22 protein-coding genes are annotated in these 22,025 nt (G+C 66.8%); 5 read left to right on the top strand and 17 right to left on the bottom strand.

Annotated features, from left to right (window positions below; genetic code table 11):
* The first annotated feature begins 56 nt into the window (after nt 1–56).
* From AMB_RS01350 to AMB_RS01340, 3 genes are read left to right on the top strand one after another with little or no spacing between them, the layout of a single operon-like run.
* Entirely contained in the window at nt 57–893 is an 837-nt protein-coding gene (locus AMB_RS01350) for a UDP-2,3-diacylglucosamine diphosphatase (RefSeq protein WP_011382713.1), read from the top strand.
* Nucleotides 821–1,864, top strand: coding sequence for a glycosyltransferase family 4 protein (locus AMB_RS01345; protein ID WP_011382712.1), 1,044 nt, complete (start codon nt 821–823; stop codon nt 1,862–1,864). Before AMB_RS01350 ends, AMB_RS01345 begins: the two co-directional genes overlap by 73 nt.
* 42 nt (nt 1,865–1,906) lie before the next feature.
* The gene (locus AMB_RS01340; RefSeq protein WP_148207245.1) at nt 1,907–2,413 is read left to right on the top strand and encodes a hypothetical protein; all 507 of its coding nucleotides are present in this window, start codon (nt 1,907–1,909) and stop codon (nt 2,411–2,413) included.
* 1 nt (nt 2,414) lies between these two features.
* Here the strand turns inward: AMB_RS01340 and AMB_RS01335 are convergent, their stop codons facing one another.
* Entirely contained in the window at nt 2,415–4,091 is a 1,677-nt protein-coding gene (locus AMB_RS01335) for a methyl-accepting chemotaxis protein (RefSeq protein WP_043743106.1), read from the bottom strand.
* Nucleotides 4,092–4,383: 292 nt separating this feature from the next.
* Here AMB_RS01335 and AMB_RS01330 point away from each other — a divergent pair, with 292 nt between their 5' ends.
* Together AMB_RS01330 and AMB_RS01325 are read left to right on the top strand one after the other, a co-directional pair.
* Nucleotides 4,384–6,027, top strand: a complete 1,644-nt coding sequence (locus AMB_RS01330; RefSeq protein WP_043743104.1) for an ArnT family glycosyltransferase — start codon at nt 4,384–4,386, stop codon at nt 6,025–6,027.
* Nucleotides 6,024–6,812 carry a phosphatase PAP2 family protein gene (locus tag AMB_RS01325; RefSeq protein WP_011382708.1) on the top strand — a complete coding sequence of 263 codons (789 nt, stop codon included), beginning with the start codon at nt 6,024–6,026 and terminating at the stop codon, nt 6,810–6,812. Before AMB_RS01330 ends, AMB_RS01325 begins: the two co-directional genes overlap by 4 nt.
* 36 nt (nt 6,813–6,848) lie before the next feature.
* On the opposite strand, the gene AMB_RS01320 is transcribed toward AMB_RS01325, so the two are convergent.
* From AMB_RS01320 to AMB_RS01245, 16 genes are all read right to left on the bottom strand, one after another.
* Entirely contained in the window at nt 6,849–8,246 is a 1,398-nt protein-coding gene (locus AMB_RS01320) for an MFS transporter (protein WP_011382707.1), read from the bottom strand.
* 118 nt (nt 8,247–8,364) lie between these two features.
* A complete protein-coding gene (gene pobA, locus AMB_RS01315) occupies nt 8,365–9,540 on the bottom strand; it encodes a 4-hydroxybenzoate 3-monooxygenase (protein WP_011382706.1) in 1,176 nt (391 codons plus the stop codon).
* A 28-nt stretch (nt 9,541–9,568) separates the two neighbouring features.
* Entirely contained in the window at nt 9,569–10,405 is an 837-nt protein-coding gene (locus AMB_RS01310) for a class III extradiol dioxygenase family protein (RefSeq protein ID WP_011382705.1), read from the bottom strand.
* Nucleotides 10,406–10,407: 2 nt separating this feature from the next.
* Entirely contained in the window at nt 10,408–10,761 is a 354-nt protein-coding gene (locus AMB_RS01305) for a protocatechuate 4,5-dioxygenase subunit alpha (protein ID WP_011382704.1), read from the bottom strand.
* A 14-nt stretch (nt 10,762–10,775) separates the two neighbouring features.
* Complete coding sequence (locus AMB_RS01300) at nt 10,776–11,765, bottom strand: aldo/keto reductase (protein WP_011382703.1); 990 nt, start codon at nt 11,763–11,765, stop codon at nt 10,776–10,778.
* Nucleotides 11,765–12,727, bottom strand: a complete 963-nt coding sequence (locus AMB_RS01295) for a Gfo/Idh/MocA family oxidoreductase (protein ID WP_011382702.1) — start codon at nt 12,725–12,727, stop codon at nt 11,765–11,767. Before AMB_RS01295 ends, AMB_RS01300 begins: the two co-directional genes overlap by 1 nt.
* A 5-nt stretch (nt 12,728–12,732) precedes the next feature.
* On the bottom strand, nt 12,733–13,650 hold the full coding sequence (locus tag AMB_RS01290; protein WP_011382701.1) for an amidohydrolase family protein: 918 nt from the start codon (nt 13,648–13,650) through the stop codon (nt 12,733–12,735).
* Nucleotides 13,651–13,760: 110 nt separating this feature from the next.
* Nucleotides 13,761–14,585 carry a DUF1932 domain-containing protein gene (locus tag AMB_RS01285; protein ID WP_011382700.1) on the bottom strand — a complete coding sequence of 275 codons (825 nt, stop codon included), beginning with the start codon at nt 14,583–14,585 and terminating at the stop codon, nt 13,761–13,763.
* On the bottom strand, nt 14,575–15,264 hold the full coding sequence (ligK, locus tag AMB_RS01280) for a 4-carboxy-4-hydroxy-2-oxoadipate aldolase/oxaloacetate decarboxylase (RefSeq protein WP_011382699.1): 690 nt from the start codon (nt 15,262–15,264) through the stop codon (nt 14,575–14,577). The genes AMB_RS01285 and ligK overlap by 11 nt, the downstream gene beginning before the upstream one ends.
* Nucleotides 15,265–15,266: 2 nt before the next feature.
* A complete protein-coding gene (locus AMB_RS01275; RefSeq protein WP_011382698.1) occupies nt 15,267–16,295 on the bottom strand; it encodes an amidohydrolase family protein in 1,029 nt (342 codons plus the stop codon).
* A complete protein-coding gene (locus tag AMB_RS01270) occupies nt 16,292–17,383 on the bottom strand; it encodes a 4-oxalomesaconate tautomerase (RefSeq protein WP_011382697.1) in 1,092 nt (363 codons plus the stop codon). Before AMB_RS01270 ends, AMB_RS01275 begins: the two co-directional genes overlap by 4 nt.
* Before the next feature lie 110 nt (nt 17,384–17,493).
* Nucleotides 17,494–18,381: a LysR family transcriptional regulator gene (locus AMB_RS01265; protein ID WP_043743099.1), complete on the bottom strand. Its 888-nt coding sequence runs from the start codon at nt 18,379–18,381 to the stop codon at nt 17,494–17,496.
* Between the two features lie 111 nt (nt 18,382–18,492).
* Nucleotides 18,493–19,017: a 6-pyruvoyl trahydropterin synthase family protein gene (locus AMB_RS01260; RefSeq protein WP_011382695.1), complete on the bottom strand. Its 525-nt coding sequence runs from the start codon at nt 19,015–19,017 to the stop codon at nt 18,493–18,495.
* Entirely contained in the window at nt 19,017–19,625 is a 609-nt protein-coding gene (gene queE, locus AMB_RS01255; protein WP_011382694.1) for a 7-carboxy-7-deazaguanine synthase, read from the bottom strand. Before queE ends, AMB_RS01260 begins: the two co-directional genes overlap by 1 nt.
* 92 nt (nt 19,626–19,717) lie before the next feature.
* Entirely contained in the window at nt 19,718–20,059 is a 342-nt protein-coding gene (locus tag AMB_RS01250; protein ID WP_043743098.1) for a hypothetical protein, read from the bottom strand.
* 95 nt (nt 20,060–20,154) lie between these two features.
* A complete protein-coding gene (locus AMB_RS01245) occupies nt 20,155–21,840 on the bottom strand; it encodes a methyl-accepting chemotaxis protein (RefSeq protein ID WP_011382692.1) in 1,686 nt (561 codons plus the stop codon).
* Nucleotides 21,841–22,025 lie beyond the last annotated feature (185 nt).

The raw sequence follows: 22,025 nt of genomic DNA, 5'->3' as shown, positions 1-22,025 counted from the left end.
CACATAAGCTATGTACTCCATCAATACGGATCAACAATACTTCGGATGATTGCCCGATGAACGCCAGTCTCGACATCAAGAGGCGTTACAGGACCATCTGGATTTCCGATATTCACTTAGGCACTCGCGGCTGCAAGGCCGACGACCTGCTGGATTTCCTCAAAGACACCGAGTGCGAGACCCTCTATCTGGTGGGCGACATCGTCGACGGATGGCGGCTCCGACGCTCGTGGTACTGGCCGCAAAGTCACAACGACGTGGTGCAAAAGTTGCTGCGCAAGGCGCGCAAGGGTACGAGGGTGGTGTTCGTGCCCGGCAATCACGACGAATTCGCCCGCGACTATCACGGCCTGCTGTTCGGCGACATCGAGGTGTTGACCACCGTCGTGCACAAGACCGCCGACGGACGGCAATTGCTGGTCCTGCACGGCGACGCCTTCGACGGGGTGGTGAAATACGCCAAGTGGCTGGCCCATCTGGGCGACAGCGCCTACACCCTGGCCCTGTCGCTCAACCACTGGCTCAACGTGGTGCGCCGGGCCATGGGCTTTCCCTACTGGTCGCTGTCGGCCTATCTGAAGCACAAGGTCAAGAACGCCGTGCAGTACATGGCCAGCTTCGAGGAGGCCATGGCCGACGAAGCGCGCCGCCACGGGGCCGACGGGGTGGTGTGCGGCCACATCCACCACGCCGAGAAGCGCGAGGTGAACGGCATCCTCTACTGCAACGACGGCGACTGGGTCGAAAGCTGCACCGCCCTGGTGGAGGGCTTCGACGGCGCCTTGGAAATCATCCGCTGGCTGGAGGTCGAGGGAAACACATGCGAATACTCGTCGTCACGGATGCCTGGCTCCCTCAAGTCAACGGCGTCGTCCGCACCCTCGATACCCTGAGGACCGAGCTGGAACGCACCGGCCATCAGGTGGTGATGGTCACGCCCGACCGCTTCCGCTCCCTTCCCTGCCCCACCTATCCCGAGATCCGCCTGGCGCTGAGGCCCGGCGCCAAGCTGGCCGCCATGATCGAGGCGGCCCAGCCCTGCGCCATCCACGTGGCCACCGAAGGCCCTCTGGGCTGGGCGGCCAGACGGTATTGCCGGCGGCGGAAGATTCCCTTCACCACCGCCTACCACACCAAGTTCCCGGAATACATCAAGGCCCGCTTCGGCGTGCCGCTGCCGCTGACCTATGCGCTGATGCGCCGCTTCCACGATTCGTCGTCGCGGGTGATGGTGGCGACCCAGGGCATCGAGAGCGAGCTGACGGGCCGGGGCTTTCGCAATATCGGCCGCTGGTCCCGCGGCGTGGATACCGAGCTGTTCCGCCCCCGTCCCGAGGTCAGGGGCGAAAACGGCCCCTTCGCCCATTTGAGCCGGCCGGTCTTTCTTTACGTCGGCCGGGTGGCGGTGGAAAAGAACATCGAGGCCTTCCTGGCCCTCGACCTGCCCGGAGCCAAGGCGGTGGTGGGCGATGGCCCCCAACTGGACGAGATGAAGCGCCGCTTCCCCGAGGTCCACTTCGCCGGCGCCCGCTTCGGCGAGGATCTGGCCCGGCACTACGCCGCCGCCGACGTGTTCGTCTTTCCGTCCCGCACCGACACCTTCGGGCTGGTGCTGCTGGAAGCCCTGGCCTCGGGCCTGCCGGTGGCCGCCTATCCGGTGCCCGGCCCCAACGACGTGATCGGCGATTCGCCCTCCGGCGTGCTGGACCAGGACCTGGGCAAGGCGGCCCGCGCCGCCCTGTCCATCGATCCGGCCCTGTGCCGTGCCCATGCCCTGACCTTCTCGTGGGAGGCCTGCACCCGGCAATTCCTGGACAATCTACGGCCGTTTGAAACCGGGGTCTGGCAAGCGGCGGCGGAGTGACCTAGAGTGCTCCCCTCGCATTCCGGGTCGGGAGAACGGATCATGAGGGGATTGGTTGCCGTCGTCGCCGCATTGCTGCTTGCCCTGCCCGTGACGGCGCGGGCTCTCGATCTCGATTCCCTGGCCGGGGTCTACAAGCACCGGTTCCAGAACGCGATGGCCGACGGCGAAAAGTACGTCAGCGAAGACATCATGGAGATCGTCAAGATCGCCCCCGACCGGGCCTATCTCCGCCTCGCCCTGGCGTTCAGCAATGGGCATTCCTGCAATTTCTGGGGCATCGCCCATATCTCGGGAGAGACCCTGGTCCATCGGTCCAAGGGGCGATCGGGCGACGGCTGCGAACTCAGCCTGCGGGTCAAGGATGGCGAGCTGACCCTGGGCGACGAAAACGGCCGCTGCGGCAACTATGGCTGCGGTGCGCGCGGCAGCTTTAACGCCGCCTCGTTCCCCCTGACCAGCCGCCGCGACATCCGCTACATGGACCGTCTCAAGGCCTCGTCCGAGTTCAAGGAATCCTTGGACGAGGATTCCGCCGCGGCCCGGTAACTCATCCGGCCCGGACGCGATCGAGGAAGCGGACCACCTCGTCGCGCAGCCGGGCGGAATTGCCCGCCAGTTCCCCCGCCCCGGCCAGCATCTGCCGCGACGCCGCCCCGGTGGAGCTGGCCGCCTCGGACACCCCGGCGATGTTGAGGGAGACATCCTGGGTTCCCTGGACGGCCTGCTGGACATTGCGGGCGATCTCCGCGGTGGCGGCGCTTTGCTCCTCCACCGCATCGGCAATACCCCCCGAGATTTCACGCACCTGACCGATCACCGTGCCGATATTGCGGATGGCCTCCACGGCGCGCCGGGTTTCCTCCTGCACCGCGCCGATCTGGGTGCCGATCTCCTCGGTGGCCCTGGCGGTCTGGTTGGCGAGATTCTTGACCTCGCCCGCCACCACGGCGAAGCCCTTGCCGGCTTCGCCGGCCCGGGCGGCCTCGATGGTGGCGTTGAGTGCCAGCAGGTTGGTCTGCGACGCGATGTCGGTAATCAGGCTGACCACCTGATCGATGCGCCCGGCGGCCTCGGCCAAGGCCCGAACCATGTCGTTGGTGCGCTCGGTTTCCTCGGCCGCCTGCCGCGAGATGGAGGCGGCATCGGCCACCTGCCGGCCGATCTCGGAGATGGAGGACGACAATTCCTCGGCCGCCGCCGCCACGGCCTGCACATTGCCGGTGGCCTGCCCGGCGGCGGCGGCGATGGTGCCGGCCTGCGCCTGGGCCTGATGGGCCGCCGAGGAAACGCCCTGGGAAACGGCCTCCATCTGTGTGGCCTGGACCGAGACACCCTTGACCAGCCCCATGACCTGGGCCTCGAAGGAATCGGCCATGCCCAGCATGGCCCGGCGGCGATCGGCTTCGGCCCTGGCCTTGGCCTCGGCCTGCTCCGTCTGAAGGGCGGCAACGCGGATGGCGTTGTCCTTGAAGACCTGGACCGCCTTGGCCATGTCGCCGATCTCGTCGCGGTTGCCCGTCGCCGGAACATGGATGGTGGTGTCGCCCGCAGCCAGGGCCTCCATGGCATTGGTCATGGCGATCACCGGCGCGCTGATGGAGCGGCCGATGAAGAAGGACAGGACCAGCCCCAGGATCACGCTGAGCGAGCCGACAAGAAGCGAGGCGTCGATGGCTTCGTCGATCTGCCGCTCGGCGCCCGCCTGAACCTCAAGGGCGACCTGGTGGAAGTTTGCCGCCAGATCCTCTCCCACGAGGTCGAGCTTGGTGGCGATGGCGGCGGCGGCGGGAGCGGCGGCGGCTGTTTCCGCGTTGTCGAGGGACGCGGCCCGGCCGCTGGACACCTTGATCTTGGCGATCTCCCGATCATAGTCGCCGAGCAGCCGGCTCAGTTCATCGATCCGGGCGAGGCGCTCGGGCGTGACGGTCGCGGCGCGCAACCTGTCCAGATTACCGCGTGCGGAATCGAAGCTGGCGCGGGCCGCGCCCATCTTGGCGTCCTCGCCGGTGGCCAGGGCGACCCAGACCAGCATGCGCCCCTGGAAGATTTCCTTCTCAAGCTTTTCCACCATGGCCTGGTTGCTCACCAGCCGCACGGCGCGGGCAAAGGCCTTGCCGGTGTTGCTGCCCGAATAGACGCCATAGCCGGACAGCCCGGCGATCAGCAGGACAAGCACTCCGAACCCCACCATCAGGCGGGCGGCAATCCTCAGGTTTCCAAGCATCAATCGGTCCCTTGCTCTGCATATCCCGGCCCGGACGCCGCTTCGGCGGCATCTGGTTCCGGTGGAAGGCGCCCGCATTCTGCCGTGCCACGAAACGCCTTGGAGACTAGATCGCCGGATTTTGCGCCGCAGCATCTGAATTGAACCGACACCCCCCTGCCGACGCATGCCAGCCCGCCGAATTCGGCGCGCCTGGATTGGCGAGACGGGCCGCGCGCCGCAGCACCCCTTGACCGGGCGGGCTGCTTCATGCTGTTGATGCCGGTCTCGAATCTGCACGGATCGCCCCATCGTGGAACGACTGACCGGCGGTATCCGCCCCTATCTCCTGCTGTCGCTGCTGTCGCTGTTCGTCTATCTGCCGGGTCTGGTGGCCCTGCCGCCCATGGACCGCGACGAATCGCGCTTCGTCCAGGCTACCCGCCAGATGCTGGAGACCGGCGACTATATCCGCATCCAGTTCCAGCAGGAGATGCGCGCCAAGAAACCGGTGGGCGCCTATTGGCTTCAGGCCGCCTCGGTCAGCCTGCTGTCCGACAAGGCCACGCGTGACGTGTGGCCCTACCGCCTGCCCTCGGCCCTGGCGGCCTGGGGGGCGGTGCTGATGACCTTCGCTTTCGGCCAATACCTGTTCGGCCGCCAGACGGCGCTGATCGGCGCGGCCTTGCTCGGCACCTCGCTGATGCTGGTCTCCGAGGCCCATCAGGCCAAGACCGACGCCATCATGCTGGCCACCGCCGTGGCGGCGCAAGGCGCACTGGCCCGCTTCTATCTCGGGGGCAAGGGCCAGGGGGCCGTTCCGGGGCCGTTGATCGCCCTGGTCTTCTGGGTGGCCATCGGCGCCTCGATCCTGCTCAAGGGGCCGGTGATCCCGGCCATCACCATCCTGACTATCCTGGCCCTGGGCTTCGCCGACCGGCAATGGGCCTGGCTGGTGGGATTGCGGCCCTTCACCGGGCTGATCGTGGCGGCGTCCATCGCCGCGCCCTGGTTCGTGGCCATTTCCCAGGCCACCGGCGGCGCCTTCGTGGGCGAGGCGGTCAAGGGCGACCTGCTGCCCAAGCTGCTGGGCGCCCAGGAAAGCCATGGCGGCCTTCCCGGCACCTATCTCGCCCTGGCGGCGGTGATCCTGTGGCCCGGCTCGCTGCTGCTGTGGCCCTCGCTGACCGCCGCCTGGAAGGTGCGGCTGCGCCCCGAGATCCGCTTCTGCCTCGCCTGGATCATCCCCGCCTGGGTGATGTTCGAGATCGTGCCCACCAAGCTGCCCCATTACGTGCTGCCCACCTTTCCCGCCCTGGCGCTGCTGATGGCGGTGGCGGTGGTGGGGCGTGCCCCCGACCTGTGGTCGCGGCCCGCCAAGGCCTGGTACGGGCTGTGGTGCGTGATCGGCCTCGCCCTGGCCGCGGCGGTGGTGATCCTGCCCCATCAGTTCGCCCCGACCCTGCCGCTGATGAGCATTCCCTCGGCCCTGCTGATCGCCGGCACCGCCCTGGCCGCCGCCTGGCTGGCCTTCAAGGAGCAGATGCGCCCGGCGGTCATGGCCCTGGTGCTGACGGCGGTGACCAGCTTCCAGGTGGTGTTCGAGGGCGTGCTGCCCGGCCTGGACTATCTGTTCGTCAGCCGGCAGGCCGCCGAGCTGGTGGCCAACCGTCCTCATCGCGGCGCGGTGGTGGTGGCCGGCTATGCCGAGCCCAGCCTGGTCTTCCTGCTGGGCACCGATACGGTGCTGACCAGCGGCGAGGCCGCCGCCCAGCACCTGACCAACGGCCCCGCCGCCCTGACCCTGGTGTCGGACCGCGAGGAGGAGAAATTCTTCGCCGCCGCCGCCCAAATCGGGGTCAAGCCGGTGGTGGTGGGCGTGGTCAAGGGCTTCAACTATTCCCGTGGGCGCAAGGTGACGCTGACCGCCTATGCGGTGGAGGGCAAGGCGCCATGAGGCTGCTGGATGTCATCGTCCGCCAGTGGGAAAGAGGCGGCAACCACATCACCCTGGTCTGGGAGGAGCTGGCCGGCTTTCGCTCGTTCAGCGCGGGGCAATGGGCGCGCACCTGCCGCCATCCCCGCATCTGGTCGACGCTTTACTGCGCCCTGGTGGTGCTGATCGGCTATTTCATCCTCGACCGCCCCCTGGCCCGCTGGTTCAAGGCCCATGTGAGCGGCGAGTTCGAGGGCTTCTGGAAGACCGTCACCCATCTGGGGCTGGGCGGCGTGTGGATGATCCCCGCCGGCATACTGACGCTGGGGCTGATCCTCTCCGCCCTGGCCGCGCCGGGACTGGAGAAGCGCGCCCGCCTGCGCCGGGCCGCCTGGGTGCCGGGCTTCCTGTTCCTGTCCATGGCCGTTTCCGGCATCGCCGGCAACATCATCAAGATGCTGGTGGGCCGCACCCGACCCGCCGCCCTGTTCGACAGCAACGTCTACGACTTCGTGCCCCTGACCCGGGCCTATCTCACCAATTCCTTCCCGTCGGGCCATTCCCAGGCGTCGTTCACCGCCATGACCGCCCTGGCCCTGATCTTTCCCCGCTACGACATCGCCTTCATCACCGTGGCTCTGCTGGTGGCGCTTTCGCGGGTGCTGACCACCGTGCACTTCCTGTCGGACGTGGTGGCGGGGGCCTGGCTGGGCACCATGGTCACCCTGGCGCTGCATTCCCTGCTGACCCGGCGCGGCATCGAAGTGCGGGTGCGGTTCGAGCGCGACAGGAAACTGGCGGAGTAGCCCCGGCAGCCGTTTCCGGCCGCCGGGATTGCGTCCTCAATGCCCGCCCAGCTGGGCTTCCTGGGCATGCTCATGGGCTTCGCCCACCGCCGCGTCGTGCTCGGCGGGGGTTTCGGGATGGGCCATCTGCTTGACCAGCAGGGCGGCGGCGGCGATCAGGCCGGGAATGGCGATGATGGTGAACATCTCGGAGAACCCCAGCTGACGCCGCGAAAGCTCGGCCACCAGGGTCGAGCCGGCGATGCCGCCGAAGCGCCCCATGCCCAGCATCCAGGCCACGCCAGTGGCGCGCCCCGACGTGGGGTAGAAACCGGCAGCCAGGGCGGGCATGGAGGACTGGGCGGTGTTCATCAAGGTGCCGGCCACCAGTACCAGCAGAACCAGGACGCCCACATTGCCCACCGCCTGACCGATGGCGAAGATCAGCAAAGCGGTCAGCACATAGCCGGCGGCGATGACCTTGTTGCCGTTGGCGCGGTCCATCAGCCAGCCGAAGAAGATGGCGCCGACGCCGCCCAAGGGGAACAGGGCGGAAATCAGGGTGGCGCTCTTGGGGTCAAGCCCCGCGTCCTTCAGCAGCAGAGGCATCCAGTTGATCAGGCCGTAAAAGATCACCAGCCCCATGAAATAGGCCAGCCACATCATCACCGAGCCCACGAGATAGCTCTTGGACAGCACCACGCCCAGCCCGGCCTTGCCGGTGGGCGCCACCTTGGCGGCCGCCTCGGTCATGACGAAGCCCTGGGCCTGGGCGGCGGAGGCGGAAATGCGGCTCAACACCTTGCGGATGCGCTCGGCCGGCTGGCGGCGGGCCACCATGTAGCGGATGGATTCCGGCAAGGAGACGGCCATCAGGGCCACCAGGGCCAGGGGCGCGATGCCGCCCAGCACCAGCACCGAGCGCCAGCCCCATTGCGGGATGATCCAGGCGGCGAGAAAGCCGCCCAGGGCTGCCCCCAGGGGAAAGCCGGCGAACATGGCGTTGGTCAACAGCGAGCGCCGCTGGTCGGGGCAATATTCGCTGATCAGGGTCACGGCGTTGGGCATGGCGGCGCCCAGGCCGATGCCGGTGACGAAGCGCAGGACGGTCAGCCCGTCCAGGCTGCCGGCGAAGGATGACGCCAGACTGGCCAGAGCGAACAACAGGGTCGAGCCGGTCAGCACCAGGCGGCGGCCGAAGCGGTCGGCCAGCGGCCCCGCCGACAGGGCGCCGGCGGCCAGACCGAACAGGGCGGCGGACAGCACCGGCCCCAGGGCGGGCTTGGCGATGCCCCATTCCTTGAGCAGCGACGGCGCGATATAGCCGATGGCCGCCGTGTCGAAGCCGTCGAGCAACACCACGAAGAAACACAGGGCAAACACCGTCCACTGATAAGGCGAGAATCGGCTTTCATTCAAAAATGTCTGAATATTCAACTGGTTGTCCCGTGTCATCTCTTGGGCTCCATCCTTTTACAAGGCAATCGTCATCCGGTCACGCCCGGAACCGGGCATGGGTGTGGCATCGGGCCTCTTTCGGGCCCTTGAGTTCACTGCTTATGGGAAAAGGGGCTCAGTCCTCGAAGGGCAGCCCCACATAGTTCTCGGCGATGGTGGTCCGCCCGGCCAGGGAATGGACCACATAGTCCAGCTCGGCCTCCAACGCCCGCTGCTCGAAGGGCGGCGTGTCGGGAAAGCGGTGCAGCAGATTGGTCATCCACCACGAGAAGCGCTCGGCCTTCCAGATCCGGCGCAGGCACCGCTCGGAATAGCGGTCGATGCCTTCGAGGCTGCCGCCATAGAATTCGATCAGGGCATGACCGAGAGTGCGCACGTCGGACGCCGCCAGATTGAGGCCTTTGGCCCCGGTGGGCGGGACGATATGGGCGGCGTCGCCGGCCAGGAACAGGCGGCCGAAGCGCATGGGCTCGGCTACGAAGCTTCGAAGCGGCGCGATGCTCTTTTCCAGGGATGGGCCGGTGACCAGGGCATCGTTGGCCCGGCCGTCGAGGCGCTGGCGCAACTCGCCCCAGAACCGCTCGTCGGACCAGTCCTCCACCTTCTCGCTCAACGGGACCTGGAGGTAATAGCGCGAGCGCGTCAAGGAGCGCTGCGAACACAGCGCGAAGCCGCGTTCGCTCTTGGCATAGATCAGCTCGTGATTGACCGGCGGGGTGTCGGACAGCAGACCCAGCCAGCCGAAGGGATAGACCCGCTCGAAGGTGCGCAGCGCATCCTTGGGCACCGAGGCCCGGCACACCCCGTGATAGCCGTCGCAGCCGGCGATGAAGTCGCATTCGACCTCGTGGCGCACGCCGTCCTTGAGATAGCTGACGCGGGGATGATCGGTGTCGAAATCCGAGACCATCACCTCCTTGGCCTCGTAGACCGTCTTGAGGGCGGCCCGGGTCCGGGCCTCCATCAGGTCGCGGGTCAACTCGGTCTGGCCGTAGACCGTCACCTGCTTGCCGCCGGTCAGGCCCGCCAGATCGATGCGGTGGCGGGTGCCGTCCACCAGCAGTTCGATGCCCTGGTGGGGCAGCCCCTCGGCATGCAGGCGCTCCCCCACCCCGGCCTCGTCCAGCAGGTCGACGCAAACCTGTTCCAGCACCCCGGCCCGGATGCGGCCCAACACGTAGTCGGGGGTCTGGGCCTCGAGAATGAGGGCGTCGATGCCGGCCTTGGCCAGCAACTGGCCGAGGATGAGGCCGGACGGACCGGCGCCGATGATGGCGACTTGAACTCTCATTTCCGCTCTCCCAGACCCTGTCCCATGCCTACACCGTTTCCATGGCCAGCAGGCCGGCGGCGGTGTTGGAGATGGGGATATGGTAGTTGGTGTGAACCGCCTTGACCTTGCCGCCCAGCGCGCCGCGGCAGGTCAGCCAGTTCAGCAGCTCGATGCCCTGGGTGCCGGTCAGCTCGACCAGATCCTCGTTGGAATACTGGGTCACCCAGTCGGGATCGCTGACCAGCTTGTCCATGAACTCCAGGTCGAACTTCTTGTTGATGAAGCCGGCCCGAGTCCCTTCCAGCTGGTGCGACAGGCCGCCGGTGCCCAGCACCACCACGCGGGCGTCGCTGTCCCAGGACTCGATGGCCTTGTTGATGGCGCGGCCGAAGGCAAGGCAGCGCTTGGCCGAGGGCAGGGGGAACTGCACGGTGTTCTGGCAGATGGGCACGGTGCGCAAAGCGGCGTTGCGCGTGGGCCACAACAGCTCCAGCGGCAGGGTGAAGGCGTGGTCCACCAGCATTTCCTGACAGGTGGTCAGGTCGAATTCGGCCTCGATCAGCGAATCGATCAGGTGCCAGGACAGGTCCTGGTCACCCTTGAACGGCGCCACGGTGGGAATGCCCCAACCCTCGTCGGCATTGCTGTATTCGGCCGCCGCGCCGATGGAGAAGGTGGGCATCTTGTCGAGGAAGAAGTTCAGCCCGTGGTCGTTGTAGACCACCACGGCCACGTCCGGCTTGACCTTGTCCAGCCAGGCATGGACCGGCGGAAAGCCGTCGAAGAAGGGCTTCCAGTAGGCATCCTGCTGCAGGTTGCCCGCGATGGCGCGTCCGATATAGGGCACATGGGTGACGTTGATGCCACCGACGATCTTGGCCATGACTATTCCCTCCCCGCGGCGACCAGCTTCGCCTGGAACTCTTCCTTGGTGACGCCGGTCTGCTGCGCGCCGACGTCCTGCATATCAAGCTTGTAGATGCCGCCCAGCTTGGCGATGAAATAGGCATTGCCGCCCGCCGCCAGCATGTCGAGCACCTGGAGGCTGATCACCGCCTTCTTCTGCTGCTCGTTCAGGCCGAACTTGTCGCAATAGGCGCCCGGGTCCTTCAGGAACTCCTGACGGTTTTCTTCCGAGTTGAACGAGAAGCACATCTTGTTCAACGCATAGCCCTTGCGGGCCATGTCGCCGTCGAACAGGGTGGTTCCGGGTATGACCCGCTTGGTTTTGGGTGCCACGTGTATCCTCCTGTCTAGAATTCTTCCGTGTCGATCTCGGTCTGGATGGCCGCGCTGTAGCGAGCCCCCACCACGGTGTTCTGATTGATGAGCTGATCCAGCCGGGAGATCGTCTCCGGCGGAAGCTTGAGGCCATCGGCGCCCAGGTTCTCGTCCAGGTGGGCGATGGATTTGGTGCCGAACAGGGCGAAGACGTTGTCGCCTCGCGCCAGGACCCAGGCCAGGGCCAGTTGGGCCGGCGTGCAGCCCGTCTCGGCGGCCATGGCCTTGTGGCCATCCAGCAGCTTGAGATTGCCGGCATAGGCCTCGGCCTCGAAGCGCGGCATCTGGCGGCGGATATCCTTGTCCTCCAACTGGGTGGAGGGATCGGTCAGTTTGCCGGTCAGGAAACTGCGCGCCAGCGGGCTGAAGGCCACGAAGGCGGCGCCCAACTCGCGGCAGGTCTCCAGCACCGCGATTTCCGGATTGCGGGTCCACAGGGAATACTCGCTTTGCACCGCCGTGATCGGGTGCTCGGCATGGGCGCGGCGGATGGTCTCGGCCGAGACCTCGGACAGGCCGACCGCGCGGATCTTGCCCTGCTCCACCAGCCGGGCCAGGGCGCCGACGCTTTCCTCGATGGGAACCTGACGATCCCGGCGATGCAGGTAATAGAGGTCGATGACCTCGGTCCCCAGGCGCTTCAGGCTGTCGTCGCAGGTGCGCAGGATGGTCTCTGGGCGTCCGTCGATGACCTTCTTGCCGTCCACCCCGGTCATGCCGCACTTGCTGGCCAGGGTGATGCGCTTGCGATGGGGCCGAAGCACCTCGCCCACCAGGGTTTCGTTGGAGCCGAAGCCGTACAGCGCCGCGGTGTCGAAGAAATCCACGCCGGAGTCCAGAGCACGCCGCAGCAGCGCCTCGGCCGTCCCCCGGTCGGGCGGCGTGCCGTAGGCATGGCTGAGATTCATGCAGCCCAGCGTCAAGGCCGACGCGCTAAAGGGACCGATGCGGCGCCGTTCCATCACAGGGCCTGCTTCAGCTGCTGTTCGAGGGCGTGGAGCGTGCGGTAGCACGGCAACACCTTGGCCACGCTGGCGTTGGGCTCGCGCCCCTCGCGGATGGCGGCCAGGAATTCGCGGTCCTGCAGCTCGATGCCGTTCATGGAGACGTCCACCTTGGTGACGTCGATGGGCTGGTCCTTGCCGTCGAACAGGTCGTCGTAGCGGGCGATATAGGTGCCGCTGTCGCCGATGTAGCGGAAGAACGTGCCCAGCGGCCCCTCGTTGTTGAAGGACAGCGACAGGGTGCAGATGGCCCCGGTGCTGGACTTCAACTGGATGGACATGTCCATGGCGATGCCCAGGTCCGGATGAATGGGGCCCTGAAGGACGTTGGCGGCGACGATCTCGCCCCCGGTCTGGTAGGCGAACAGGTCCACGGTGTGGGCGGCGTGGTGCCACAGCAGATGGTCGGTCCAGCAGCGCGGCTGCCCCAGGGCGTTGATGTTGGTGCGGCGGAAGAAATAGGTCTGCACATCCATCTGCTGGATGTTGAACCCGCCGCCGGTGATCTTGTTGTGGACCCATTGGTGGCTGGGGTTGAAGCGCCGGGTATGGCCGCACATGGCCACCAGACCGGTCTTCTTCTGTAGGGCGACCAGGGCCTCGGCATCGGCCAGATTGTCGGCCATGGGAATCTCGACCATCACATGCTTGCCCGCCTTGAGGCAGGCCATGGCCTGGGAGGCGTGGAGCTGGGTGGGCGTGGTCAGGATCACCGCGTCCACATGGGGAAGGGCCAGGGACTCGGCCAGATCATGGGCCACATGGGGAATGCCGTATTTGGCGGCGATCTCTTCCGGCTTGTCCTCAGGCCTGCTGACCAGCGAAACCACCTGGGCGCCGTCGATGACCGAGAGCGCGTCCAGATGCTTGACGCCGAAGGCGCCGGCACCGATCAGGGCGATGTTGACGGGCTTGCTCATGACGATCAGGTCCTTTCTTCCGGCCAGTAAAGCCGCATGGGATTGTCCACCAGCAGCCGGCGCTGCAGATCGGCGGTGGGGGCGATATGGGGGATGAAGTCCACCAGCAGGCCGTCGTCGGGCATGTGGTCCTTCAGATTGGGATGGGGCCAGTCGGTGCCCCACAGCACGCGGTCGGGAAACTCGTCGACCACCGCCCGGGCGAAAGGCACCACGTCGCGGTAGGCGGCGCGTTCGCCGTCCAGGGCGCGGGGGCCGGTCAGCGACAGGCGCTCGGGGCAGCTGACCTTGCTCCAGACATTCCCGTGCTGGCGCATGAACTTGAGGAACAGGCCGAATTCCGGACCGTCCACCGGCTTGGCGACGTCGGGGCGGCCCATATGGTCAACCACCACAGTGGTTGGCAGGGCGGTGAAGAAATCCCACAGCTCGGGCAGGTCGACCGCCTCGAAATAGATCACCACATGCCAGCCCAGGGGCGCGATGCGCGACGCGATCTCCATCAACTCGTCCTTGGGGGTGAAGTCCACCAGACGCTTAACAAAGTTGAAGCGCACGCCGCGCACCCCGGCCGCGTTCATCTCGGCCAGCTCGGCATCGGTCACCGAGCGCCTCACCGTGGCCACGCCGCGTGCCTTGCCTTGGGACGCCTTCAGCGCGTCCACCATGGCGCGGTTGTCGGCACCGTGGCAGGTGGCCTGGACCACCACGTTGCGGGCAAAGCCCAGATGGTCGCGGAGCGCGAACAGCTGGTCCTTGGAGGCATCGCAAGGGGTGTACTTGCGCTCCGGCGCGAAGGGGAACAGGTCGCCGGGGCCGAAGACATGGCAATGGGCGTCCACCGCGCCCGGCGGCGGGGCGAAGGCGGGCTTGGAGGGACCGGCATACCAGTCGAGCCAGCCGGGGGTCTTCTCGAAGGTCATGACCGGTCCTTTTCCTTGGATTGGGCGAGAATGCGGTCGGCCTCGATCCGCCAGTCACCCGATTTGGCGAAAGCGGCGTCGGATCTGGCGCCGAACACGCCGTCATCGGCCTAATCGGCCATCTGGGCCTGCCGATTGGCGGTGGCCGTGGCCGAGAAGGGATCAAGGCCGGCTTCGCGCACCGTCCTGGCCACTTCACGCACCTCCTCGGCCCGGCGGCGGCCGTGCTGGATCACCCGCTGGAAGAAGTAGGTGCCCAGCTTTTCCCAGTCCAGGCCGGGAAAGGTCTCCACCAGCGACGCGATCACCGCGTCCTCGACGCCATAGGCCCGGGCGGTGGTGAAGCTTTCGATCACCATGGCCTCCAGGCCCTTGATCATGATGGAGCGGCACATCTTGGTCGCCGAGGCCACGCCCAGGGCGTCCGACGCCACCTCGGCGGCGAAGCCCAGATCATTCAGGATGGGCTGCAGCCCGCTTGCCTCGGGGCCGCCCAGCAGCAACGGCACCTTAATGCGATAGGGCGGCACCGAGGTCATCACCGCGCCCTCGACGAAGAGTCCCCGGGCCGCGCTCACCAGGGCGGCGGCCTCGACCTTGGCCTTGGGCGAGGCCGAGTTGAAATCCAGGAACCAGGTGCCGGGCATCAGGCCCGGTGCGGCCGCCTGGGCCACCGGCACCGCCTGCGACGCCGTCACCGCCGAGATCACCAGATCGGCGGAGGCCACCAGGGCGGCGTGATCCGCCACCAGCCGCACCCCGTGGCGGTTGGCGTGGTCGCGCAGCTCGGGCTCGGCCGGCGTGCCCAGCTTGATGTCATAGGCGGTCACCGCCACGCCCCGGGCGCGCAGGTCCTCGGCAAGGATGCGCCCCACTTCGCCGTAGCCGATCAGGCCGACGGTCCAGGCCAGCGGCGAGGCGGGCCTAGTCGACATATTTCAGTCCCGCGGCGGCCAGGGCTTCGCGCATCTTGTACATGTCGAGGCCCAGTTCGCCGGCGGCCAGGCGGGCGCGCTTGGCCGCCTCGTTGTCTTCCCGCGCCTGGGCGGCATCGGCGGCGGCCTGGGCGATTGGGGCGGGAACCACGACGACACCGTCGTCATCGGCGATCACCACGTCGCCGGGATTGACGGCGGCCCCGGCACAAACCACCGGAATGTTCACCGAGCCCAGAGTCGCCTTGATGGTGCCCTTGGCGCTGATGGCCTTGGAGAACACCGGGAAATTCATGGCGGTGAGGTCCTTGACGTCTCGCACGCCCGCATCGATCACCAGACCGACGGCGCCGCGCGCCCTAAACGAAGTGGCCAGCAGATCGCCGAAGAAACCGTCGGTGCAGTCGGCGGTGACGGCGGCAATCACCACGTCGCCCGGCTGAATCTGCTCGGCCGCCACGTGCATCATCCAGTTGTCACCGGGATGCAGCAGCACGGTCACCGCCGTGCCGCACAGATGGGCGCCGGTGTAGATGGGGCGCATATAAGGCTTCATCAGCCCGACGCGGCCCATGGCCTCGTGGATGGTGGCCACGCCGAAGCGCGACAGCTTCTCCACGGCGGCCTTGTCGGCACGGACGATGTTGCGTTTCACGATGCCCAGATTGTTCATCGACATGATCAGAGCCCCTTCGCCTTCAGCGCCGCGTCCAGGCGGGGATAGACCCGCCTTGCGTTGCCCTCGTAGACCTTGTGACGGTCTTCGGGGGAAAGGTTCAGCGTCGCCTCGATGTAGCGCTTGGTGTCGTCGTAATAATGGCCGGTCTCGGGGTCGATGCCTCTGACCGCGCCGATCATCTCCGAGGCGAACAGGATGTTGTCCACCGGAATGACCTTGGTCAGCAGGTCGATGCCCGGCTGGTGGTAGACGCAGGTATCGAAAAAGATGTTGTTGAGGAGATGATCCCGCAGCAGCGGCTTCTTCAGTTCCTGGGCCAGCCCCCGGAAACGGCCCCAGTGATAGGGCACCGCACCGCCGCCATGGGGGATGATGAACTTCAGCTCGGGAAAGTCCTTGAACAGGTCCGAGGTCAGGCACTGCATGAAGGCAGTGGTGTCGGCATTGAGGTAATGGGCGCCGGTGGTGTGGAAACAGGCATTGCACGAGGTCGACACGTGGACCATGGCCGGCAGGCCGTATTCCACCATGGCCTCGTAGATGGGGTACCACGAGCGGTCCGACAGCGGCGGCGAGGTCCAGTGGCCGCCCGACGGGTCGGGGTTGAGGTTGATGGCGACGAAGCCATACTCCTTCACGCACTTCTCGATCTCGGGGATGCAGGTCTTGGGGTCCACGCCCGGACTCTGCGGCAGCATGGCCGCGCCGATGAAATTGTCGGGGAACAGCTTGGCGACGCGGGCGCACAGCTCGTTGCAGATGGCGGCCCAGGTGGAGGAGGTCTGGAAGTCGCCGATATGGTGGGCCATGAAGCTGGCGCGGGGACTGAAGATGGTCAGATCCGAGCCTCGCTCCTTCATCTTGGCCAACTGGTTGGTCTCGATGCTTTCGCGAAGCTCGTCGTCGCTGATCTTCAGCTCCGAGACCTTGGGCGCCTGGGCGGGGTCCTTGAGGCCGGCGATCTGGCGGTTGCGCCACTCCTCCAGCGCCTTGGGCGCGGTGGTGTAATGGCCGTGAATATCGATGATCATGCGGACTTTCCTTCCCAGATCGCGGCGGGGATCATCACCTCGCCCTTCATCAACAGGCGTGCGGTGCGCAGAAGAGCGGCACGAACGACTTTTTGCGGGTCAGCCAAGTCCAGCTCCAGCTCGACGCTGAACTCGCCGGTGGGATGCTCGACGGCGATGGTCTTGACCGCGCCGCCGGGCACATTCGCCAACCCTTCGGTCACCGAGCCCTCCAGCACGCAGGCGGTGGCCACGGTCACCGCCGCCAGCACGCCGATGGCGTCATGACAGACATGGGGAATGAAGCAGCGGGTTCCCAGCGCGCCCCCCGCCGAAGGCGGCGCCACCAGACACATCTTGGGATAATTCTTGGGCCCGACATCGCCCAGACCCATCAGGTGTCCGGCCTTGAGACGCAGGGTCTCGATGCGGGCCTTCAATTCGGTGTCGGCGTTCAGAGTCTCGACGCTCTCGGCACCGGTGCGGCCCAGGTCGGCGGCGCGGAACAGTACCATGGGCATGCCGTTGTCGATGCAGGTGACCTCAAGACCATCGATCACATCACGGGTCCGGCCGGTGGGCAGCAGGCCCGTACACACCGAACCGGCGGTATCGAGAAAATTGATGGCGATGGGCGAGGCGGTGCCGGGCACTCCGTCGATGCGGGCCTCGCCCTGATACTCCATCCGGCCGCCCGGCGTGCGCACCGTGATGTCGCACTGCATATCGGTATTCAACGTCAGCACGCGAAGGGTGGTGGTGTCGCCCTGGGGCCTGACGATGCCCCGCTCCAGGGCGAAGGGCACCACGGCGGCCAGCATGTTGCCGCAATTGGGGGTGGTGTCCACCGTCTCCCTGTCGGGCTGCAACTGGGCGAACAGGAAGTCGAGATCCACGCCCGGCGTGGTGCTGGGACGCACGATGCCCACCTTTGAGGTCAGCGGATGGCCGCCGCCCAGCCCGTCGATCTGCCGCGCATGGGGCGAGCCCATCACCGCCAGCAGCACCTTGTCCCTGAGCGCCATGTCGGCCGGCAGGTCGCTCTCGAGAAAGAACGGCCCGCGCGACGTGCCGCCGCGCATGAACAGGCAAGGAATCGGGGTCTGCATCCGTCGGGCCTCCCAGCATTCGACCTTGTCATGGTGACAAATTCGCGCCGCCCCACCAAGCCCCCCCGGGGCACTTTCAGCTATAGCAACTTGTTATATCTGGAATGGTTTCAGCCCATTTCTGTTTTCACCAAATCCTGGAGAAGGGCCATGGCGCGGCGTCCCAGGGGGGTGATGGGCTTTTGGGCGGACACCGCCATGAACAGGGTGCTGGCGACGGACGGTTCCACCAGACGGCGCAGGCTGAAGCCCCCGGCGCGGCGCCACGAGGCCAGCGCCGTCTCGGTCAGCACGGCGTGGCCGTAGCCGGCCGCCACCAGATCCAGGATGGAGGGGATGGACGAGACCTCCATCACCACCTTGAGGCGCACCTCGGCGAAGGCCGCCTGGGCCTCCAGCAATCGGCGCATGGCGTGGCCGCGCTCGGGCAGGATCAGGGGATAGGACCCCAGTTCGGCCCAACGGAGCGTGGCGGGAACGTCACCGGCGGGCCCCACCAACCCCAGCGGCTCGTCCAGCAGGCGCGACACCTCGATGGCGGGATTGGGCTCGGGATTATGAACCAGCCCCAGATCCACCCGCCCGGTGGCGATCCACTCGGTGACATGGGTGGACAGGCCCTCGACGATGGCCAGCCGCGCCCGGGGCAGAGTCTGGCGGAACCCTTCCACCAGGGGGACGATGAGACGGCGGCCGATGCTGGGCGGCAGGCCGATGACGATGCGGCCCGCCGGCTCGCCACGGGCCGATTCCAGGTCCTCGGTGGCACGCTCCACCGATTGCAGGATGCCGACCGCATGGTCGAACAGCCGCTGGCCCGCCTCGGTCAGCGCCACGCCGCGCCCGGTGCGGTGCAGCAGATTGGCGCGCAGATCGGTCTCCAGCAGCCGCACCTGCCGCGACAAGGCGGGCTGGGCGATGTCGAGCACCATGGCCGCCTTGCTGAAGCTGCCCAGCTCGGCGACGCGCACGAAATATTCCAGCTGCTTGAGGTTCAAGACCCCCTCCCGCTTGCGGGGCTCCCGCCCCGTATCCCCGGCTGGAGGCGAGCCTCCAGACCTCCCCTTGATTTATGCCAGACCTCCCCTTGATTTATGAATGTAAAGGGCTCAGGCCGGCGCGTATTCCGCCATGCAATTGGGAGTCTCCCACACCCGCACCGCCACCAGCCGGGCGGTGGAATCCGAGCGGGTGCGCACCGGGGCGACCAGCACCTCGAACCAGTGCTTGGCCAGACATTCGGCGGTGGGCTGGAAGGGCACCACGTAAAGCTTGGTTCCCATGCGGGTGCTGGTGGTGAGCGCCGCCCCCTTGGCCTTGACCTCGGCCAGGATGGATTCGGTCCATCCCGCCGCGCCCTGGGGCGCGAACAGGGCCAGCAATTCCCCATCCGCCGCCGAGGCGATGAAGCCGTGATCGCAGGGCGCGTCGATCAACCGCATCATCTCGTCCTTGAGGAAGCCGAAATCCACCACCATGTCGGTCTGCTCGCCGCTGGGATGCAGACGGGAGGCCTCGCACTCCACCTCGACCACATAGCGGTGGCCGTGCAGGTTCCGGCACTTGGAGCCGTGGGTCATGATGCGGTGACCGGCATCGATCTCGATACGGCGGCGGACGCGGAAGGTGGACATTAGGGTATTCCAACGATCTTGTGGGTCTGCAGGCTGAGCCGCCAGCGGGGATGAGTCAAGCAATGGCCGATGGCGGCCCTTGTATGGGCGTCGCGCTCCGGCCCGTCCATGGGCTGGAGCAGGAAATAGGCGAAGTCCAGGTGTTCGAAATCCCCGGGCATGGCACCGGCTTGGGGAAACACCAGCTTCAGCTCGTCGCCCCGCGTCACCTTGAGGGTGGTGCCGGCCTTGGGGCTGACGCAGACCCAGTCGAGACCGGACGGCAGTTCCACGGTGCCGTTGGTCTCGATGGCCACCTCGAAACCCAGCCCGTGCAGCGCCTCGACCAGCGCCCCGTCCAGTTGCAGCCCCGGCTCGCCGCCGGTCACCACCACGTAGCGGGTGGCCCCGCCCACGGCCTTGACCGCCTCGGCCAGCCCCTGGGCGTCGGGGTATTTCTCGCCGCCGACGAAGTCGGTGTCGCAGAAACGGCAGGTGGCCGTCTCGCGATCGGCCTCGCGCCCGCTCCACAGATTGCAGCCGGCAAAGCGCAGGAACACCGCCGGACGACCGGCCTGCACGCCCTCACCCTGCAACGAGTGGAAGATTTCGCGGACGGTGTAGCTCATGAAACCTGTAATCCTTTAGTTTCACCGGTTTCCAGCCGCCATTGAGGCGGCGGCCAAGGGTGCGCGAGCACCCGCCCGGCGAGGGACAAGAATCAGTGATCCGAGCCGTGGAGGATTTCGTCGGCGATACCGGTCTCGTAATCCAGCCCGGCGGGGGTCAGGGTGACCGCCATGGGGAAGCTGGCGCGAATCAGGCCCTTGCGCTCCAGCGCCACCCAGACGGCGCCGTTGGCGAGGCCGGAGGCGTCCTTGCTCATCACCACCTTGCGGCCCACGTGGAAGTGGTTGCCGTGGGGATGGGGCAGGGCCGACAGGAACACCTCGCCGCTGTCCATGCGGGTGGAGGTCTCGGGATGGCGGGCCAGTTCCTGGAACAGCACCAGGGTCTTCAACTGCAGCGCATTGAGCTTCAAGGGATTGGCGCGGGGCGGCATGGGCGTCGATTCCTCAGGGGATTTGGGGGCGGCATCATGGCACCAGCCGCCCCCGGAATCCAAGCCTCACCTCAACCCGGCCGCACGAGGCCCGCTCAGGCGGCCATCTCCCGCAGGAAGGCGGCGACCTCGCGCTCCAGCTCGGTGCTTTGCCCCAGAAGCTGGTTGGCGGCGGCGAACACGTTGCGGGCCATGGCGCCGGTTTCCCCGGCGGCCCCCACCACGCCGGTGATGTTGTGCACCACCTCACGCGACCCGGCGGCGGCCTGTTCCACATTGCGCGAGATCTCCGAAGCCGCCGCGCCCTGCTGCTCGACGGCGCCGGCGATGGAGGCCGACATCTCGTTGATGCGGGCGATGGTTTGGGCGATGCCGGCCAGGGCGGCCACGGCAGTCCCGGCCTCGTCGCGCACGGCGGCGATCTGCCGCGCGATATCCTCGGTGGCCCGCGAGGTCTGACCGGCGAGATTCTTCACCTCATGGGCGACCACGGCGAATCCCTTGCCCGCCTCGCCGGCCCGGGCCGATTCGATGGTGGCGTTCAAGGCCAGCAGATTGGTCTGGGACGCGATGTCGTTGATCAGGCTGAGCACCTGGCCGATGCGTTCGACGGCCTCGGTCAGGCCGGCGATACGGCCGTTGGCGGCCTCGGCTTCATGCGACGCCGCCGCCACGATGGCGCTGGACTGGCGGACCTGGGAGGAGATCTCCTCGATGGAGGAGGAGAGCTGGTTGCCGGCCGAAGCGACGCTTTCGACGCTGGCCGCCGATTGCTCGGTGGCGGCCGAGACGGCGGCACCCTGGGCATGGGTCTGTTCGGCATTGGCCGACAGGCTGTTGGACGCGGCGTGCAGGTTCTCGGCGGAGTCCCGGATTCGCGCCAGCATGGTGATGATCGCCTCGTCGAAGCGCCGGGTGGCCGCCTCGACCCGCCGCTGGCGGGCCTGAAGCCGGGACTGCTCCTCGGCCTCGTCCCGGCGGCGGGCCTCGGCCGCGATCAACCCCTGGCGCCAGCCGTCCAGGGCACGGGCCAGGGGGCCGATCTCGTCGACGCGTTCGGTCTCCGGCACCCCGGCATCGAGCGCGCCGCCACCCAGACGCCCCACCGCCTCGCCCAGCCGCGCCATGGGAGCGACGATCGCCCGCGACATGCCGATCACCAGCGCCAGCGCCGCCAGAGCCGAGGCAAGGGTGAGAACGATCACCAGCAGCTTGTAGCTGGATTCGCTGGCCGCGGCCTGGGCCTCCACCGCCTTGGACAGGGCGTCCGAGCGGGTTACGAGGGTATCGATGGCAGCGCGGTGAGTGGCGTAAAGGCCGCCCAGGACGGCGAACGAGGCACGGGCGGCCTCGCGGTCACCTTTCTCCAGGGCGGGAAAGTAGGTGGAAAAGGCGTGATCGAAGAATTGAACCGCCGGCTTGTAGGACTCCACCAGCAGCCCATCCCGAACCGAGGCCTCCAGATCCTGGCCCTGCCAATATTGATGACGGTCGTCGTAATCCCTGCGCAGGCGGATCATGGCCTCTTTCAAAGGCGCCAGCTTCGACGGCTCGGCGGCTAGCGCCTGCGAAGCGACCAGATAGGATTCGATGATGTATTCGGGCGGCGGCAGGATATCGGCCACCAGATCCTTGGCCTGAACAATGCGGCCATAAACCGGCCCGTTGACCTTCAGCTCGCTCAACACGACGCCCCAGCCCAGCGAAAGTCCGCCAAGCACGACGGCAACGGTAACGGCAAGGGCGGTCAGCTTGCCCCTGATGGTGGCGACACTCGGCATTCCAGGCCTCCGGCGATGGCATTCTCGGGAGCCTGCTGGCGCCCAATTTTTCAGCACACCGCAAACTTAAGGATGAGGCAGAGGCTTTTGTACCAATAATTATGCATGCCGCCATTCGAAGAGCGGATAATAGACAGAATGCAATGCGTTCGTCACAAAACGATCTTTTTGACCATCAGGCTTTT

The sequence above is a fragment of the Paramagnetospirillum magneticum AMB-1 genome, assembly GCF_000009985.1.
GTDB lineage: Bacteria > Pseudomonadota > Alphaproteobacteria > Rhodospirillales > Magnetospirillaceae > Phaeospirillum > Phaeospirillum magneticum.
The sequence above is the reverse complement of the archived record's forward strand: the minus strand, read 5'-3'. Positions and strand labels throughout refer to the sequence as shown.